The 16,630-nt window shown below is 61.8% G+C and carries 21 protein-coding genes and 2 pseudogenes; 9 read left to right on the top strand and 14 right to left on the bottom strand.

Annotated features, from left to right (window positions below; all coding sequences use genetic code 11):
- Positions 1-185 precede the first annotated feature (185 nt).
- From CP556_RS23965 to CP556_RS26305, 3 genes are all read right to left on the bottom strand, one after another.
- Positions 186-593, bottom strand: coding sequence for a helix-turn-helix domain-containing protein (locus CP556_RS23965; protein ID WP_098728084.1), 408 nt, complete (start codon positions 591-593; stop codon positions 186-188).
- A 102-nt stretch (positions 594-695) separates the two neighbouring features.
- Positions 696-1,736, bottom strand: a complete 1,041-nt coding sequence (locus tag CP556_RS23960) for a sulfite exporter TauE/SafE family protein (RefSeq protein ID WP_098728083.1) — start codon at positions 1,734-1,736, stop codon at positions 696-698.
- Positions 1,737-1,883 carry a DUF7512 family protein gene (locus tag CP556_RS26305; protein ID WP_176548335.1) on the bottom strand — a complete coding sequence of 49 codons (147 nt, stop codon included), beginning with the start codon at positions 1,881-1,883 and terminating at the stop codon, positions 1,737-1,739.
- A gap of 364 nt (positions 1,884-2,247) precedes the next feature.
- Here CP556_RS26305 and CP556_RS23955 point away from each other — a divergent pair, with 364 nt between their 5' ends.
- The gene (locus tag CP556_RS23955) at positions 2,248-3,093 is read left to right on the top strand and encodes a universal stress protein (protein WP_098728082.1); all 846 of its coding nucleotides are present in this window, start codon (positions 2,248-2,250) and stop codon (positions 3,091-3,093) included.
- An 82-nt stretch (positions 3,094-3,175) separates the two neighbouring features.
- On the opposite strand, the gene CP556_RS27075 is transcribed toward CP556_RS23955, so the two are convergent.
- Positions 3,176-3,394 carry an SDR family NAD(P)-dependent oxidoreductase gene (locus tag CP556_RS27075; protein WP_255291612.1) on the bottom strand — a complete coding sequence of 73 codons (219 nt, stop codon included), beginning with the start codon at positions 3,392-3,394 and terminating at the stop codon, positions 3,176-3,178.
- 82 nt (positions 3,395-3,476) lie between these two features.
- On the opposite strand from CP556_RS27075, the gene CP556_RS23945 reads away from it, so the two are divergent.
- A complete protein-coding gene (locus CP556_RS23945) occupies positions 3,477-3,905 on the top strand; it encodes a universal stress protein (RefSeq protein ID WP_098728081.1) in 429 nt (142 codons plus the stop codon).
- Between the two features lie 75 nt (positions 3,906-3,980).
- On the opposite strand, the gene CP556_RS23940 is transcribed toward CP556_RS23945, so the two are convergent.
- Complete coding sequence (locus tag CP556_RS23940) at positions 3,981-4,316, bottom strand: hypothetical protein (protein ID WP_255291592.1); 336 nt, start codon at positions 4,314-4,316, stop codon at positions 3,981-3,983.
- Between the two features lie 106 nt (positions 4,317-4,422).
- Positions 4,423-4,863: a universal stress protein gene (locus tag CP556_RS23930; RefSeq protein ID WP_098728272.1), complete on the bottom strand. Its 441-nt coding sequence runs from the start codon at positions 4,861-4,863 to the stop codon at positions 4,423-4,425.
- Positions 4,864-4,995: 132 nt separating this feature from the next.
- Here CP556_RS23930 and CP556_RS23925 point away from each other — a divergent pair, with 132 nt between their 5' ends.
- Entirely contained in the window at positions 4,996-5,397 is a 402-nt protein-coding gene (locus tag CP556_RS23925; RefSeq protein ID WP_098728080.1) for a universal stress protein, read from the top strand.
- 432 nt (positions 5,398-5,829) lie between these two features.
- Here CP556_RS23925 and CP556_RS23920 read toward each other — a convergent pair.
- Positions 5,830-6,449, bottom strand: a pseudogene (locus CP556_RS23920) (IS6 family transposase).
- Between the two features lie 194 nt (positions 6,450-6,643).
- Here CP556_RS23920 and CP556_RS23910 point away from each other — a divergent pair.
- From CP556_RS23910 to CP556_RS23900, 3 genes are all read left to right on the top strand, one after another.
- Complete coding sequence (locus CP556_RS23910) at positions 6,644-8,014, top strand: nicotinate phosphoribosyltransferase (RefSeq protein ID WP_098728078.1); 1,371 nt, start codon at positions 6,644-6,646, stop codon at positions 8,012-8,014.
- A 218-nt stretch (positions 8,015-8,232) separates the two neighbouring features.
- Positions 8,233-9,147, top strand: coding sequence for a universal stress protein (locus tag CP556_RS23905; RefSeq protein ID WP_098728077.1), 915 nt, complete (start codon positions 8,233-8,235; stop codon positions 9,145-9,147).
- Positions 9,148-9,261: 114 nt separating this feature from the next.
- Entirely contained in the window at positions 9,262-9,738 is a 477-nt protein-coding gene (locus tag CP556_RS23900) for a pyridoxamine 5'-phosphate oxidase family protein (RefSeq protein WP_098728076.1), read from the top strand.
- Between the two features lie 134 nt (positions 9,739-9,872).
- Here the strand turns inward: CP556_RS23900 and CP556_RS23895 are convergent, their stop codons facing one another.
- Positions 9,873-10,325, bottom strand: coding sequence for a universal stress protein (locus CP556_RS23895; protein ID WP_098728075.1), 453 nt, complete (start codon positions 10,323-10,325; stop codon positions 9,873-9,875).
- A 101-nt stretch (positions 10,326-10,426) separates the two neighbouring features.
- Between CP556_RS23895 and CP556_RS23890 the strand changes: the two genes are divergently transcribed.
- Positions 10,427-10,750: a DsrE family protein gene (locus tag CP556_RS23890; RefSeq protein ID WP_098728074.1), complete on the top strand. Its 324-nt coding sequence runs from the start codon at positions 10,427-10,429 to the stop codon at positions 10,748-10,750.
- 42 nt (positions 10,751-10,792) lie between these two features.
- Here the strand turns inward: CP556_RS23890 and CP556_RS23885 are convergent, their stop codons facing one another.
- The 3 genes from CP556_RS23885 to CP556_RS23875 all read right to left on the bottom strand — a co-directional run bounded on the left by CP556_RS23885 (position 10,793) and on the right by CP556_RS23875 (position 12,835).
- Positions 10,793-11,671 carry a universal stress protein gene (locus tag CP556_RS23885; protein WP_176548334.1) on the bottom strand — a complete coding sequence of 293 codons (879 nt, stop codon included), beginning with the start codon at positions 11,669-11,671 and terminating at the stop codon, positions 10,793-10,795.
- A 172-nt stretch (positions 11,672-11,843) separates the two neighbouring features.
- Positions 11,844-12,332, bottom strand: coding sequence for a universal stress protein (locus CP556_RS23880; protein ID WP_098728072.1), 489 nt, complete (start codon positions 12,330-12,332; stop codon positions 11,844-11,846).
- 59 nt (positions 12,333-12,391) lie between these two features.
- Entirely contained in the window at positions 12,392-12,835 is a 444-nt protein-coding gene (locus CP556_RS23875) for a universal stress protein (RefSeq protein ID WP_098728071.1), read from the bottom strand.
- 201 nt (positions 12,836-13,036) lie between these two features.
- On the opposite strand from CP556_RS23875, the gene CP556_RS23870 reads away from it, so the two are divergent.
- Positions 13,037-13,465, top strand: coding sequence for a hypothetical protein (locus CP556_RS23870; protein ID WP_098728070.1), 429 nt, complete (start codon positions 13,037-13,039; stop codon positions 13,463-13,465).
- A gap of 73 nt (positions 13,466-13,538) precedes the next feature.
- Here the strand turns inward: CP556_RS23870 and CP556_RS23865 are convergent.
- A pseudogene (locus tag CP556_RS23865) lies at positions 13,539-14,143 on the bottom strand (metal-dependent hydrolase).
- Positions 14,144-14,395: 252 nt separating this feature from the next.
- On the opposite strand from CP556_RS23865, the gene CP556_RS23860 reads away from it, so the two are divergent.
- Positions 14,396-14,815 carry a CBS domain-containing protein gene (locus tag CP556_RS23860; protein WP_098728069.1) on the top strand — a complete coding sequence of 140 codons (420 nt, stop codon included), beginning with the start codon at positions 14,396-14,398 and terminating at the stop codon, positions 14,813-14,815.
- A gap of 282 nt (positions 14,816-15,097) precedes the next feature.
- On the opposite strand, the gene CP556_RS23855 is transcribed toward CP556_RS23860, so the two are convergent.
- Together CP556_RS23855 and CP556_RS23850 are read right to left on the bottom strand one after the other, a co-directional pair.
- Complete coding sequence (locus CP556_RS23855; protein WP_098728068.1) at positions 15,098-15,859, bottom strand: proteasome assembly chaperone family protein; 762 nt, start codon at positions 15,857-15,859, stop codon at positions 15,098-15,100.
- A gap of 290 nt (positions 15,860-16,149) precedes the next feature.
- Positions 16,150-16,554 carry an Hsp20/alpha crystallin family protein gene (locus CP556_RS23850; protein ID WP_255291591.1) on the bottom strand — a complete coding sequence of 135 codons (405 nt, stop codon included), beginning with the start codon at positions 16,552-16,554 and terminating at the stop codon, positions 16,150-16,152.
- Between the last annotated feature and the right edge of the window lie 76 nt (positions 16,555-16,630).

Below are 16,630 nucleotides of genomic sequence, written 5' to 3'. Positions count from 1 at the left end.
CGCTACGAGACCTGAAAATCACCGGTCCCATTCAGCCTGATCTGTCGCTTCGACGGACGATCGACGATGGATTCGAGACGCGAACGTGAGATTTCGGCGATCACGATAAGAGGGGCGAACACCCTCAAACATGGTGAGGACAGCGTTCGCTCGAGAACCGAGGACGGATCTGGCGGACGATCCGGTTAGCCCTGGGCGGGAACTTCGGTGTCTGCCTCTGCGTGTTCGTACTTGTCCTCGAACTCCTGGATGAGCTGCCCCATCTTCGCGTACCAGTCGTTCAGCATCCGCTGCATGTCGTTCGCGATCTGGGTCGGGTCCGTCGGATAGTAGACGTGGTAGTAGCCGCCCTGTTCGTAGTTGATCTGCTCTTTCTGAATGAAGCCGCTCTGGAGCAGCCGCTGAATCGAGCGGTACGCAGTGGAGCGCTCGCGGTCGACCCGGTCGGCGACCTCGTCGATCGTCAGCGCTTCCTCGCTCTCGACCAGCACGCGGAAGCAGTCCTTGTCGAGTTGCTTGAGCCCGTGGATGCACTCGAGTAGCCCTTCACACTTCATGTCCTGCTGTAGTTGTTCTGCCATCGAATTTGCCATTGTACTATTGCGAGATAGGGAACGCGTCGGTATAAGGGTTTTGTGAATATTGTACAATCTCAATGAGGTGGGACCAGAACTGGGTGAGCGGCGTTTATGGCGTCAGTCCGCGGACGTCACAGACGCCTTCGTCTGGGCTCGCATCGTCGAGATCGTGCTGTAGATCACGGCCCCGCTGACCATGAACGCCGAGAGCAGGATCAGGACGAAGCCGACCGTGTTGAAGATCTCGATTCCGAGGTAGTCGCCGGCCTGCTGGAACGCCACGGCGATCGATCCACCCAGGAGCATCAGCCCGAAGTAGATTTTGATGTCGTCTTCGTTGACGATGCCAGTCGCGGCCGACCCGATTCTGGCGCCCAGCGCGCTCCCCGCGAGCAGCGGTGCGACGATCGAGAGGTCGACACCGCCTTCCATCCCGTAGAGGAACGAACCGATTCCGCCCGAGAAGACGATCTCGAACAGGTCGGTTCCGACCGCGACGGGAACGGGCACCCCGATGAGGTAGAACATCGCGGGCATGCGGATGAACCCGCCGCCGACGCCGAGGAAGCCCGACAGCAGCCCCGTCGCGAACGCGACGCCGAGGACCATCCACAGCGAGACCTTGATTCCGCCCGCAATCGTCATCATCGGCGGGACGTGGTACGACTGGATCTTCTTCGCGATGTCGGGGATCGCGTCCGGATCGATCTCACCGTTCGCGGCCTCGTGGTGACTGCCGCCGCTATCGTCCTCGCCGTCGTTTTTGAGCGCGTTACGCGTAACGAACATGCCGATCGTGCCCAGCAGGGCGACGTACGTGACGCCGATAACGCCGCTGGCGAGGCCGATGTCCTCGAGGTAGAACACCCCGATCCGGCCGATTTCGATGCCGACCGACGTTCCGACGATCATCAACCCGCCGAGTTTGTAATCGACCTGTCCCAAGTCGTGGTGTTTCAGCGTCGCTATCACGGCCGTCCCGAAGACGAACGCCATCCCGCTCCCGACGGCGACTCTGGCGGGGTATCCCATCACGAGTAACGCGGGCGTGACGAGGAACGACCCGCCCATGCCGAAGAAGCCGAACAGGACCCCGACCATGAAGCCAAAGCCCACGAACAGTACGAGTGTCATCAGTGCGATTCCGAATAGCTCCATCTATGCGTGTTTGATTCTTTCGACGACTGGCATTGCGACCCGCTCAAGCGCGCCGTACCCCACGTAGAGGACGAACGCTTCGAGGAGGACGGCGCCGACGAGCGCGCCTGCTTGTACTGCTGGCGAATATGCGGCAAGGTCGATCATCGGGATCGACCACCACCGTTCGGTTGTGTGCGGATCATGGTTTTCTACTCAGTATCGACTACCCGGAGGAGGGGTATAACGCTTTTGGGATTCACGCACAATATTACTGTGGTCAATCTCACGGCTAACCTACGGAGATATTCAAATAACTTATGGAGATATACAGTTCGTTCGACGACCGGCCTGTACAGTTCGGGCGCGGTCGAATCGACTACGTCGCGCGGTTCCACCGTTCAAAGCAGCGGAGTGTTACTGGCTGATAGTTGCCGGTGACCGCATCGCCGTCTCCATCGGTCGCAACCGATAGCTCGGATTTGGTATTGGTAACCACAAACAATATTATGGCGTCGGTCCTACGAGTAGTATGAAAGCGATCTGTGCGACCGACCTCTCCGCCGCCAGTGAGGCGACGATCGAGAACGAGACCTGCCTCGAGTGTCTCGGCCGAATCGGCGTCGAGGAGATCCACCTCGTGACCGTGATCCCGTCGAACGTCCACGCGGGCATGCCCGGGATGGACTTCGAGAAACGACGCGAGCAGGCGCTTGGGCGCTACCGCCGCGTCATCGAAGACGCAGGCTTCGACGTCGAAGCACACGTCGTCCGCGGCACGCCCCATCGACGCATCAACGGGATCGCAGAGGCGGTCGGCGCCAGCCTCACGGTCGTCGGCTCGCGGGGAAAGAGCCCGCTCGAAAACCGCGTCATCGGCTCGACCGCACGCAACCTCGCACGGACGACGGTCGTCCCGCTGCTGGTCAACCGGATCGAACGCGAGGCGGACGAGCCGGCCGTCGTCCGCGAACACCTGTTTCAGCGGATGCTGTACGCGACGGACTTCTCGGAGAACGCCGAGCGGGCGTTCGAGGCCTTCTCGTACCTCCGTCACGCGACGCGGGAGGCCACGCTGGTTCACGTCGAAACGCCGAAGGATCCGGAACTTCCGGAGGATGCCGACCCCAAAGCGCGACTGGCGGAGCTGGCGACCCAACTCGAGGAGTGGGGGATCGAGACGCGAACAGCGGTCCGTCAGGGTGATCCAGCAGACGAGATCCTCGCCGCGGAAGACGAGTACGAGCCGACATCGATCCTCATCGGCTCGCGTGGGCACAGCAGGCTCCGACGACTGTTGCTCGGGAGCGTCTCCGAAGACATCGTCGCACGGGCGGACGGAAACGTCATGCTCATTCCACCGGATCGAATGGCCTGACGCAGGCTGTGAACCGGTTTGTGCATGCCGGTCATGGTCCTGAATGACTCTATCGTAGCCACTGAAACGATGTACACACTGGTCACAATGCTATCGTGTGATCAGCTGTGCAGTGACGTTCAGTAGCTACTCTCGTTCGACGGACTCGAACGCGAGTAGTCCGTTGGAAGAGACCCGCGTTATTGACGAGCACGTCGACGTCGTCGAACTGCTCAGCTTCGTCGAGCGTTGACTCGAGATTGTCGACGCTGGAGACGTCGCAATCGACGTAGGTCGCCGTCGCCTCGAGATCGTCGGTAATCAGTTCGTGAGTCGGCGTTAGTGGAAAACGACGGGGACTGACTCCCCTGTACTCCTTTATTCAATGCTCACGTAGCGAGCGTATGATCACGCGCGTTCTCGTCCCCATGGACAGTTCGGAGATGGCTGGGAAGGCACTCGAGTACGCACTGGAGACCCATCCAGACGCCGAGATCACCGCGTATCACGTCGTCGGGACACCGACGGTGATGATGGGCGAAGCGGTCGGTCTCGCATTGGCCGATGATCTCGAAGCAGAGGCAGAAAAACGCGCTGCGGTCGTCTTCGAGGCCGCTCGTGATATCGCCGCCGAATACGATGCGGCAATCGAAACGGACGTCGGGATCGGTCACCCGGTGCGAGCGATTCTCGAGTCTGCCGAGGACTATGACGCGATAGTGATGGGAAGTCACGGTCGACACAGCGAAGACATTACGCGCGGCTATCTGGTCGGCAACGTCGCGAAGGAAGTGTTCCGCAGATCACCCGTTCCGGTAACGTCCGTCCGGTAACTCCGGACGGTGAAATCGGGAGTCGTGCCGATATGATGGAAGCGGATGAGGCGCAGATTGACGGACCGCGGTGAGTTACCCGGAGAGATCGCGCCGTTCAAAGTACTCTCCGCTGACGACGTCGAGGACGACGACGGCGAGCAGGAGAACGGAGATGTCCGACCACGAGATTTCGCCGTCGACGAGGATCGCACCGGGGTCGACGTATCGGGAGAACGCGACGTTGCCGAGCCACTCGTAGTCGGTATCGAACGTGAAGGTATCGAGCAAGAACAGACCGAAGACTGAACCGGCTCCGACGGTCTGTGCTCGACGAACGGGATCGAACGCGACCGAAGCCAGGAGTGGCTCCTCGAGCACCTCTCTCGACTGGATCTCGAGGCGCGCGGCGAATCGACGCTGCTCCAGCACAACGATCCGTGGACGCCACCGTTCATGCGAACGAACGAGGTCGAAGTCGAACTCGAGGTCGTTCCGGAACGACTTCGTCGCGAGGCTCCCTGATCGGTGCGCTCGGTCATCGAACGATCGTCACTGGCACCGGCGATCGCCGCGTTACGGTTTCGGCGACACTTCCAAGCAACACCCGCGCGACGCCAGAGCGACCGTGACTGCCCATGATGACATGGTCGACATCGTTCTCGTCGACATACTTGAGTATCGTTCGTGCGGGCGGCCCCGTTTCGACTGCGGTTTCGAGTGTAGTCGTCTCGAGAATACCCGCGTCGTCCGCTCGAGTTCGAGCCTGTTCGCCGAGTGCTTCGCCGCGTTCGACGGCCTGATCATGGACCTGCGCATCGTAGTATCCACCGCCTCCGTAATCGCTGTATACTCCTTCCATTGGATCGACGACGTGTAACGTCGTGATCGTCTCGCCGTCGTAATTCGAAACCGCGTGGTCGAACGCGGCCCACGATTGCTGCGATCCGTCGAGCGCCACCAGTACGTGCGTCGCCATACTGTGAACACGTCGCGAGTAGAGAAAAAACTCCCCCGGAGCGAGCGAGACGATCAGCCGTGCATCGCGTTTCTCGGCCGACCCCGTCACCGAAGGGCGAGAATTATTGCCCGTATCGATGAACAGCACTGTATGTACGACCGCATTCTCGTCCCGACCGACGGACGCGAGAGCACCGAACGGGCGATCGACGAAGCGATCGGTCTCGCCAGCGAACACGACGCCACGCTTCATACGCTATACGTCGTTAACTCGGCTTCGATCGCCCCCGGAATCGACTTCGAGGATCTCGAGGAAGTCGGTCACCAGGCGGTCGACTACGTCCGCAACCGTGCGACGGCCGCCGGCATCGAGCACGTCGAGGGTGATGTCACCCACGGCCTCCGTCATCGATCGATTATAGCGTACGCCGACGAACGCGATATTGATCTCATCGTCATCGGTCGCCATCGAGAACTGGACCATTTCGTTCGCGGGAGCGTGTCGAAGCGTGTTTTCGAGGAGGCATCGGTCCCCGTATTACTCGTCGAGTGAACGGGCACTGCCGGAGGGGGAGCCGCGACCGAACGCGGGCGATCGATCCGCAACTCACGTGACTCGTCGCCGATGCGTTTTCAGAAAGTGATAGAACAACGTCGCAATGACACAGTTGCACCACTCCGTCGACGAAGCCCAGCAGGAACAACCGCACGCCTCCAGCAGCCAGACGATCAGTAACACCGTGATGTAGATCACGCCGACGAGATGCAAGATCGGCCTCCAAAACACGGTGAAAAAGACGACAACCCTCGCGAATAGTGGCTTGATACGTTTGGGACAGATATAATCGTCCGGTGCAGTTCCGACAAACCGATAGTAACACGTCTGAATCTCTTCGGTCGACGCCGTTTCCGAACGGGGCGATTCAGAGCCCATCAGTATTACAATCTGCACACCGTCCGCGGGGCCGTGTTCAGATTAGTTATTTTATACGTACGCGTAGCTCTGGAACCACGTTTCGGCGGTATTCGGTTTGGCGTTTCTGGAGCAATTTTCGAACTGGTAGGTTTGTCGTTCTACTTCTTGAAAGAGACGTTCGACGGCGTTCCGATTTCCGTGTGTCTCGTGTGGAAATCGGAGGTCGTATCGATTGAGTGCAGCTTTCAGCCACGGTCCAGAATCGACGAGAAACACGTCGTCGTCGACGTCATGTTTCTCGGTGAGTTCAGAAAGAAAGATCCAGATAACACCCTCGTTCCGCGTCGAAAACAGCCTGAAATGGAGTAATTTGCCCGTTTCGGGATCGACAGCAGCATACAGCCAGTAGCACTGATCGTCGAGTTGGATCACGGTTTCGTCGAGCGCAACGTGATCCGGTTGGCTTCCCGTTGTCGGCTGTAGATTGGCTTTCTGTACCCAATTATGGATCGTCTATCTCGCCCGTTCGACACCGAACTCCCTAAGAAAAGAACAATATCCGAAAGTGATAACTCTGACAAATGGAGCTGGATACTCAATCGCATCAGCTCGCGCGGTGTCGCCTCTCGCTCCACAAAATCCAATTGAATACCGCTACTAGCGCCGTTGCGGCGACTGAATTCGGGCATGGACACCTATAGTTCTGACCGCCTCGCTTTTCAGACCGTATCTGAACAGCGCTGGGGAGGGATAGCAGGTAACTACCCCAGATGGAGGACTTCCCTACACAGTAGAATAATGATGGCCATCCGAGAAAGAGCCCTGCAATTACTACCAGAAAATCAGCCATCATTATTACGACTTGGACACCGTACTCGGGAGCATGCCCGGCCCGACGTTCGGCTTCGTGTCCTCCGAGAACGTCCCGTTGTTCACCGACCTGTACGAACTGCGAATGATGCAGGGATACGCCAATCGAGATCACAACCCGCGGGCGACGTTCAGTCTCTTCGTCCGCGACCTGCCGACGAATCGCGGCTACATGGTGGCTGCAGGTCTCGAGCAGGCGATCCATTACCTCGAGTCGCTCTCGTTCGACGACCGCGCCCTCGAGTATCTGAGCGAACAGGGATTCGACGCCGCGTTTCTCGAGCGGCTGGCGGACTTCGAGTTCACGGGCGAGGTCCGCGGCCTGCCCGAGGGAACGCTCGTGTTCGCGAACGAGCCATTGCTCGAAGTGACGGCACCGATCCTACAGGCCCAACTGCTCGAGACGGCCCTGATCAACCAGATCGGGTATCAGTCGCTGATCGCGACGAAGGCGAGCAGGATGCGAGACGTGATCGATCGGACGGGGAACGACCAGCGCCTCGTGGACTTCGGTTCCCGTCGTGCCCACGGGACGGACGCCGGGATGAAAGCGGCACGCGCTGCGTATATCGGCGGCTTCAACGCGACCTCGAACGTCGCCGCTGGCGAAGCGTTCGGTATCCCGGTCTCCGGGACGATGGCACACTCGTGGGTGCAGAGCTTCGATCGGGAACGGGACGCGTTCGAGGCGTTCGTCGGCGAGTACGGCGACGACAGCGTGCTCCTGATCGACACCTACGACACCGTCCGCGGTGCGGAAATCGCGAAGGAGGTCGCTGAAGGGGTGGACGTTTCGCTTCGCGGAGTCCGACTGGACTCCGGCGATATCCCGGCGCTCTCGAAAGCGGTCGACGAGGTCATCCCCGAGGTCGACCAGTTCATCTCCTCGGGAATCGACGAGTACGCGATCCGCGAGTTCTTCGATCGCGACGGTATCGCGGCGGGGTTCGGTCCGGGAACCGCGCTGGTGACGAGTACGGACACGCCGAAAGTCGAGGGAGTGTACAAGCTCGTGGCCGTCGAACGCGACGGGGAAATGCGACCGACCATGAAGCTCTCGCCGGGAAAAGTGACCTATCCGGGAGCGAAGAGCGTCAGACGGACCGAATCGGACGGGCAATACGCTGGCGATACGCTCGGTCTCCGTGACGAGGAACTGGCCGGAGCGGAGCAACTCGTCACCGTCTTCGAGGGCGGTGATCGTGTCTACGAACTCCCGGACATCGACGACATTCGGGACACTGCGCGGGAGAACCGCCGGAAACTGCCCGACGAACACCGACGAATCGAGGGTCCAGATCCGTACGACGTTCGAATCAGCGACGGACTTCGGCAGGAGACGGAGGAACTGCGAGAGCGCCTCGAGTCGCGCATCAGCGAATAGGTTGTGAAGGCACGACGAGCGGGACCGAGGTGATTCGGCCGGTTGAGCGCGGACACCACGCTATCGATGCGGTCGGACTCGAGCAGAGACAAGCCGGCCCCCTCGTGCACCCGATTCGATCCCTTCGTCGATCCGGCCGAGAATCCGCCGATGGTCGGCTTGGGACGGACCGTGCCGGTCCCTTTATTCGTTGTGAAGTAGTGGTTTCGTACTGACCTATGACCCAGCGACACGCGATCGAGCGGGTCCTTATTCCGACCGATGGAAGCGAGGGCGCTCTGTCGGGAGCGAGACGAGGTATCGACCTGGCTCGAGCAGCGACCGCAGAGATCCATGTCCTCTCGGTCGTCGATACGAGGGAGACCGGCGTCTTACGGACCCGGTTCGACGAGGAGGGAGCGGAGCCGCAGACGCTGCTCGAGGCCGACGCCGAAGCGGCCGTCGAAGCGGTCGTCGACGTTGCCGACCGCACGGACGCGACCCTCGACGTCACTACGGCGGTCGAGCGCGGGGCCCCGCACGAAACGATCGCCGAGTACGCATCGGCCCACGATATCGACGTCGTCGCGATGGGGACGAAGGGCCGAGCGGGTCTCGAGCGGGTGTTGCTCGGAAGCGTCACCGAACGCGTCCTCCGAACTGTCGACATGCCGGTACTGGCAGTGCCGCCGGGGACCGACTCCCTCGCTCCGGACGGACAGCCGTACGAAAACATTCTCCTCCCGACCGACGGGAGCGAGGGGGCAGCGGTCGCGGTCGACTGGGGAATCTCGCTGGCGGACTCGTTCGATGCGATGGTCCACACCCTCTTTTCGGTCGACACGAGCCGTATTCCAGCGACGCCGACGCCGAGTGACGTCTTGACCGACCTCGAGCAAACCGGGGAACAAGCACTCGATGAGGTCCGAACTCGCGCGACGGACGACGGTGTAAGCGTCACCGGGCTCGTCGCGAGCGGCCCGCCGACGCGGGTGATCATGCAGTACGTCGACGACAACGACATCGATCTCGTCGTGATGGGGACCCACGGTCGGTCGGGACTGCCCCGACATGTCCTCGGAAGCGTCGCGGAGAACGTCGTTCGAAACGCCGACGTCCCCGTGCTTTGCGTTCCGATGGTCGACGACGCGTAGCCGAACTGTGATATCGAGTCGCGACGCAGCGTCGCCGGACTATCGAAACGGTTGACACCCCGCCGCTGGGAACGGGAGGTGACTTTTTCTATACAGCTCTCGAAACAGTAGTGTATGTCTGTTGATGAACTGCAGGAGTACGGACTAGTCGAGATGAATGACGGAGAGATTCGGGACTTCCTGTCGAGCCAGCAGATGGGCGTACTCGGCCTTCCCGGTGACGAAGTCCCCTATCTCATCCCGGTATCGTACGGGTACGACGGCGACGAGCGGCTCTACCTCACGTACCTCATCGGATCCAGCAGTCGAAAGAAAACGCTGAGTGACGAAACGGACACCGCGAGCTTCCTCGTGTTCACGGTCGACACGATGTACAACTGGCAGAGCGCTCTCCTGACGGGGACGCTCAGCGAGGTCCCCGAGTCGGACTGGGACGCGCTCGAGGAGACGCTGAGCGACGCGTGGCGGCCGAGTCTCATCGAGACGGCGACCCTGTCCGGAGACGTCGCGGTCTTCGAGCTCTCGATCGAAGAGCAAACGGGCATCAAACATCAGGGCCTGCCGTCCGCTCTCCGGCCCGACACCGAGTAGCGGCCGTCGAAATGACGAGCCAAGCGTCTCGCATATCCCGCCGTCGATGGCCGCGCTCGGGTTCTCGAGACCACTCGCGGTCACACAGGGTGTCCGGGACTGACGTTCAGGGGGAATGTGGTTTCGAATCTCGCTCAGTCCTCGTCGACGGGCGTCTTCACCACAGTCACCGGTTTTTCTGCCATCCGAGCGATGCGCTCTGCGACGCTGCCGAGCAGTCGTCGGTACTCGCCGGGGCGATTCTTCGAGCCGACGACCGTGAGTCCGATATCGGCGTCGTCGGCGTACGCGAGGATTTCTTCGTGCGGGACGCCGTGGCGAATCTCGGTCTCCGTCGAAACGCCGGCCTCGGTCGCCTGGTCGACGATGTCCCCGACCGCGTCGCGGCCGGCTTCTTCGAGCGCGTGCTCGAGGCCTTCGAACTCGTGGACGTACTCGTCACCGGGGTAGGAACTGTACGCGTCGGCGTCGACGACGTACAGCACGTGCAGTTCGGCGCCGTATCGCTGTGCAGCGTCGATCGCGTGCTCGATAGCGCGGTCGACGCCGGGACTCATATCGGTCGGGAGCAGCAATCGATCGTACATCGAGTAGCTAGTATCGTGACAACATGATAAAAATCGGGGACAGTTCCATCGACTGGAGAGGCCCTGCTCGATTCAAATAGATCCCCGTGGAACGGTCTCGTATGCACCTTGGAATCGTCCTCGAGACGAACGACCCGGAACGCGTCTGGAACGCGTTTCGACTGGCGAACACGGCGCTCGAGTCCGACCACTTCGTCGAGATGTTCCTACTCGGTGACGGCGTCGAAGCGCCCGACCGCGAACACCAGCAGTTCAATCCCCACGGGCTGATGCTGAAGTATGTCCAGAACGACGGGGAACTTCTCGCCTGTGGCACCTGTCTCGATTCACGAGACCTGACCGAGGATCGGCTTCGTCCGCGCGGGACGATGGGCGATCTTCTGGAATGTATCGAACGGGCCGACGAAGTGATGACGATCGGATGACCGCTCTGTCGCTCGCTCTTCCGATTCTATCGCCGGTAACGACTAGCTGACCGTCAGTACCGGCACCGTCGATCGACGGACGACGCGTGCCGTGGTACTCCCCAGTAACCGCCCGGATCCGACGGTTCGGCCGCGCGTTCCCATAGCGACCAGCGCAGCGTCGACGTCGTCGATGTAGTCGAGCAGTTCGTCCGTCGGGACGCCCCGCCGACGGTCGGTTGTCACGGGGAGGTCCCGCTCCCGCGCCATGTCCGCGATCGTTTCTGTCGCATTGTCCCCGCCCTCTTTGAGCGATCCGATGATACTTCGCGGGACATCCTCGAGATCGTAAATCGTCGTGTCGAGGACGTACACGGTGTGAACGGCCGCGTCGTACTTCTCAGCGACGTCGAGTGCGGCTTCCGCGGCGCGTTCGGCGGCGTCGCTCCCGTCGGTCGGAATCACTACGTTCTCGTACGGACCGACGTCCCGGTCGGGTTCCTCGGTCCCTTCGGGGAGGCGGATCGACAGCACCGGCACGTCCGAGAGCATGACCACGCGCTCGGTGGTACTGCCCAGACGAGCGCGCTCGGCACCGGTGTGGCCGTGGGTCCCCATGACGATCAGGTCGACATCCTGTTCGTCGACGTACTCGAGGACTTCCCTGTGGGGGATCCCCTCGCGAACCTCCCGCGCGGCATTCAGTTCGCGCTCCTCGGCTCGGTCCGTGACTCGGATCGTCGCTTCCCGTCCGCGACGCTCGGCCGGGGCGTGGAATTCCTCTCGCTCGTCGGCGTCGAGAGCGGCGGGTTCGGTCCCGGTGTCGATGACGTAGAGCGCGTGAACGCTGGCGTCGTACCTCCAGCCCAGTTCCGTCGCGTGGGCGATCGCCACTTCGGCTCCGGGACTGCCGTCCGTCGGGACGAGTACGGTCGTGAACATGCCAGTCCGTTCAACCTGGGCGCCCATCAATCGCACAGGTTCTTTCAGCACACCTGATGTGTACGATCCCCGCGATCGGACGAGCTGTCGATCCCGAATTATCAGCCGACGAGGATCCCGCTGACTCTGACGTCCAAACACACCGCACGACGCGTCCGGGTCCGCTCGTTCGTCACTCGTCCGTGTACGATCCCTCCTCGAGTCGGACCGCCGGAACCGACGGCGGTGCGTAGTATCGGACGACGTGGACGTCGTACGTGGGGTCTTCCGCGACGCCGCCGGCGACGCTGGTCACCGGTTCTGCGATCTCGCCGACGTTGTCGGTTCCGAGGAAGACGACCGCCGGTCGGACCTCCGCGGCGATCGATTTGATCCGCGCCGCGATCGCCGCCGGCGCGCTCCGATCGATTCGCTCGTATCGGAACGCGGCCTGCGGGGCGATATCGGTGACGCCCTCGTGGAGCTTTCCGGCGACGTACGGGACGCCAAAGGGGTCGTCCTCTCCGTCCTCGTACCACCCGACGTCGATCGCGTACGCTTCGTCATCCGGAACGACGGTCAGGGCGATCACGTCTTCGTCCAGCGCCTCGCCGTACTCGGCCGCGCGAAGCAGCGCCGCCTCGGCCAGATATGACCCGTCGAAGGGAACGAGAAACGTCATTGCTACCGTCACCTTCGCTACTGGAGGTGAACAAGGTTGGGGTGTCTCCGCGCGGTCGTTCACCGGACGACGGTGACTGGAACCGGTGCCCGGCGGACGACCGCCTCGGTGACGCTTCCGTACACCGCGCGCTCCGTGCCAGTCCGTCCGTGGGCACCGAGGACGATGTGATCGACGTCCTCGTCGGCGGCGTACTCGAGAACGAGGCGCGTCGGATCGCCGATGTCGGAGTCGGTCGCGACCGACCGGTCGTAGTCGGCGGCGATCTCGTCGACCTCGGCGAAGAGCCGATCTCGTCTCTCGCCGACGAAGCGATACCACTCGTCGGAACCGAGCATCGGTTCGTAGTTCGACGTGACGGCCTCGTCCGCGTAGTCGGGTTCGAAGAGATCGATCACGTGGTAGGCCGCGATTTCCGCTTCGGGAAACTCGCGCAACGCGTGCCGAAGCGCGCGCGAACTCAGCGGCGATCCGTCGACGGGAACGAGAACCGTTCGTGGCATACGAACGCTACCGGCTGAGACGTCATAGAGTCACGGGGAATTCCCGCCTCGACGCGGAACCGGGAGCCCTCTGAACCGGCTGTCGCCCCGCGCTCGTACGGTGGTTACGGGGACGTCGGAAGCGATCCATCTCTGGCAATCGTCGCGTACCGGGAACGGTCCCCCGACATTTTGTAGATCGGGCGAGTCGACTCTGAACGGATGCAATTCGACGTCACCGCGACCGACATCGGAACGAGTCGACCACTCGCGGAGAGTCTCGACTCGGGGCGGGCGCTCGATCGGTTCCGCCGCATCGTCGCAGCGCAGAACGGCGACCCGGCGATTGAATCGAACGATCTCGAGCCGGGTGGGAAATCAACGATCGTTCGAGCGGAGCGGTCCGGGTTCGTGACGCGCGTCGACAACAGGCGACTCTGTGACCTCGCACGCCGCGCGGGCGCGCCACTGGACGCCCGCGCCGGGCTCGTGATCCATCGAACGGACGGGACAACGGTCGAGTCCGGCGATCCGCTGTACACGATCCACGCCGAGACGGAGCCCAAGCTCGCGGAAGCGGACTCGCTAGCGGATCGCCTCGAGGCGATTCGCGTCCGGAGCAAGGCCGACGCGCTCGTCGAACGTCGATAGCGTCAGCCGATTCAGCGGTAAGCAGTGCGTCGTCGGCTCGAACGAAGCGGTTGACGTCGGAGTCACCGTCACCTCAGGTTTGGCGGTAGCGCTCGGGAAGATACGGGGCTACCGGGTCCGGCGCCAGGCCGGCGAGACGCTCAGCGATGTTCGCGAGGGGTTTTCGCAACAGGACGTAGACGGCCGACACTGACAGGAGTGCGACCGTGACGACGGTGACGGGCCCGTCACTCATGACGACGAGCGGGACCGCTACGAGCCCGGCGACCGTGAGGTCTTCGGGTGCGCCGTCGTAGCGCACGAAGCGGCGGGGTCGAATCCAGCGGTCGTGATAGTGACTGTAAACCGCTCGCTCGGACCCCTCTTCCCACGGTCGTAACTCGAGGCCACCGCCCAGGACGTCAGCGACGGCGTGGAGCGCCGACGCGGAAAGCGCGACGGCGAGTGCGACGGTCATCGTCGACGGTGCGACGACCGCGAGCGCGACCGTCGGAACGGTGGCGAGCGACGCGTAGACCGGATAGTGGAGCGTCTTCCGATGGCCCGCGTAGAGATCGAGGTCGGGGAGCACCCCGCCGACGAGGCCAGCCGCGAAGGCGGCCGGGGCGAACTCCGGGGCGATCGCGAGGACGGGGAGGGCGAGTACCATCCCCAGAGCACGTGTGTCGTCGCCATCATTGTGTCCTTCAATAGAGGACGGATCTATAAGTATGTTTCTGGCGGCCGAGACCCTGCTGGGACACTCGGAGCGGGACTCCAGATGCGCTGAAGGGTTTCGGTGACCCTCTTCTGCGTAACTGGCTCGCTTTGACATCCTTCCGGCTCTGAAGCGGGTCTTTCCGTAATGAATACCACGTGTCATTCCGAGTAGGAGACACTCGTGGCAATCAATTAATTAGTTCGGGGTAGTTCTCCCTGTTGGAGGGAGCTATGCCAATAGATGATTTAGCCCGAAGCGATGTTGTAACGGCTGATCCAGACGCGTCAGTCGCCGAGCTCGCGGCCACGATGGATCAGGAAGGTGTCGGCAGCGTCATGATCACGGACGGCGATTCGCCGGTCGGCATTGTGACCGATCGCGATCTGACCGTGCGCGTCCTCACTGACGATGCCGACCCGTCCGGACAAACGGCAGCAGACGTGATGACCGAAGATCCCCAGACGATCGATCGAAACGAGGGGTTCTACAAGGCGACGAACCTAATGGCCGAAAACGGTATCCGTCGGCTGCCCGTCTGTGAGGGTGATGAACTCGTCGGGATTATCACCGCCGACGACCTGACAGAACTCATCGCCGACGAGGAACAACAACTTGCCGAGATTATCCGAGCACAGCGGCCTGAGTACTGACCGTTTGCACCAGCGATAGACCGCATCTCCCCTTTTTCGCCCCACGTGCGCATCCGGAGTCACAATCGAAATCGACCTCGGTCTCTTCAACGGGGACGACCGCCACTGGCGACCCGTGTCCGTGCCGTCGCGGCTGATCGACGGGAAGACTGCTCGGCTCAGACGGTTTCGTTCACTGGGGTGGCGTAGTCACGGACTGTCAGTCGACAGGTCACAGGCGTGGCGCGCCCCGTATCACCGTCCTTGGTACCGCGACCTACCCCTCGTTGTCGGCAAGGCAGTTCACTGGAACATTCCGGTTTGTACCTGCTGTTGCTGATCCTCTCCCTCTTCGGTTATCTGCTGATACTGCTGTGCGACCTGTTGCATCCGCTGTTGGATATCGTCGGCCTGCTCGTCGAGTGCCGTCGTGTCGATATCGAAGTCGACGAGCGGCTCGAGCGCGGTCTCGATCACGGATTTGGCCGCCTCCGGATCAGGAAGGAACGGATGCGAACGGACGATCAGCAAGGCGGCCGGGACATCGGCTTGGTAGCATTCTTGGACGAGCGAGCCGGTGATCCCGCCGACGAGTCCCCGGTCGTCGGCTGTCGGAATCCCCGCGTCGACGAGATCGTCCCGTATCGAGTCGGTCGTCGCGACGCCGGTGACGTCACCCAGTTGTTCTTCCGCTTCAGCCGGCGCACCCGCAAGGAAGATCGCACGGCCGAATTCGTCGGCGAGGTCCTCGAGGACACACCGTGACAGCGGCTCGAACGCCGGTTGCGGAATCGCGAGGTCGCTTTCTAAGGACATCACCGCCGGATCGGATCCGGCCGAAACACGAACAAGATCTTGAACGAGTCCGTCTTCGAACGTCACGACCGGCGGGAACGCCTCGGACGTGATGGTTCCACAGTGTTCGAGGCCGAGCTGGTCCGTGATCTGATCGACCGCGATCGCCGCGACGAGCCCGTGGCCGGGTAAGCCCTCAATGAGTGTCGGCGAATCGGCCGGAATATCTGCGACCCTCTCGAACGACGCCTTCGTTGTTTGTTCGGTCATGCGGATACCGATACGTCGGCGCGGGATATGATTCTAGAGGGTGTTTTCAATCGATTAGAAGTCGGATGTTCGATCGCCGCCCGATCGACGGCTCCGTCCCGCATACTCGTACTCGAGAGGTGCTGGACGGTCGCTGTCGGTTCGATCGCGATCGACCGATCGCGGTCGACGGCAGATCATCCGCAGGACCGAGAACGGTTTCGGATCGGTCGCGACGGGCGGGGACGATGTCCGCGAGATGACGTTGCTAACTCGCCCAACGGAGCCCCACGTTCCGCCTTGGAACTGGACTACTCGATATCGATCGAGGTCTCCTCCGGTTCCGTCGGCTCTGTCTTCGGCAAGGTGACGGTGAGTACGCCGTTCCGGTACGATGCCTCGACGGCCTCCTCGTCGACCGACTCCGGGAGTTGGACGGCCCGACTCATCGATCGCCGTGTCCGCTCGTTCCTGATGTATGACTCGTTTTCTTCTTCGGTCGATTCCTTCGTTCGTTCCGCGGTGATGTGGAGCGTGTCGTCAGCGAGTCGGAGGTCGATATCGTCGGTCTCGAATCCCGGAACGTCGGCCGTCAGGACGAACTCGTCGCCTCGGTCGGCCAGATCGATTCCCATTCCGGCCGTCGCGATCTCCGTCGTCGGACCGTACCGATCACCGTCCCACGCGTCCAGCACGTCTTCGAGTTGCCGTTGCATCTGCTCGAATCGCCGTTCGAGACTCCTGAAAGGATTTTCATCAGAACTCATGCGTTCCCTTGGGGCGTACCCCGAC

This window comes from Natrinema sp. CBA1119 (assembly GCF_002572525.1).
In the GTDB taxonomy this organism is placed as follows: domain Archaea; phylum Halobacteriota; class Halobacteria; order Halobacteriales; family Natrialbaceae; genus Natrinema.
The sequence above is the reverse complement of the archived record's forward strand: the minus strand, read 5'-3'. Positions and strand labels throughout refer to the sequence as shown.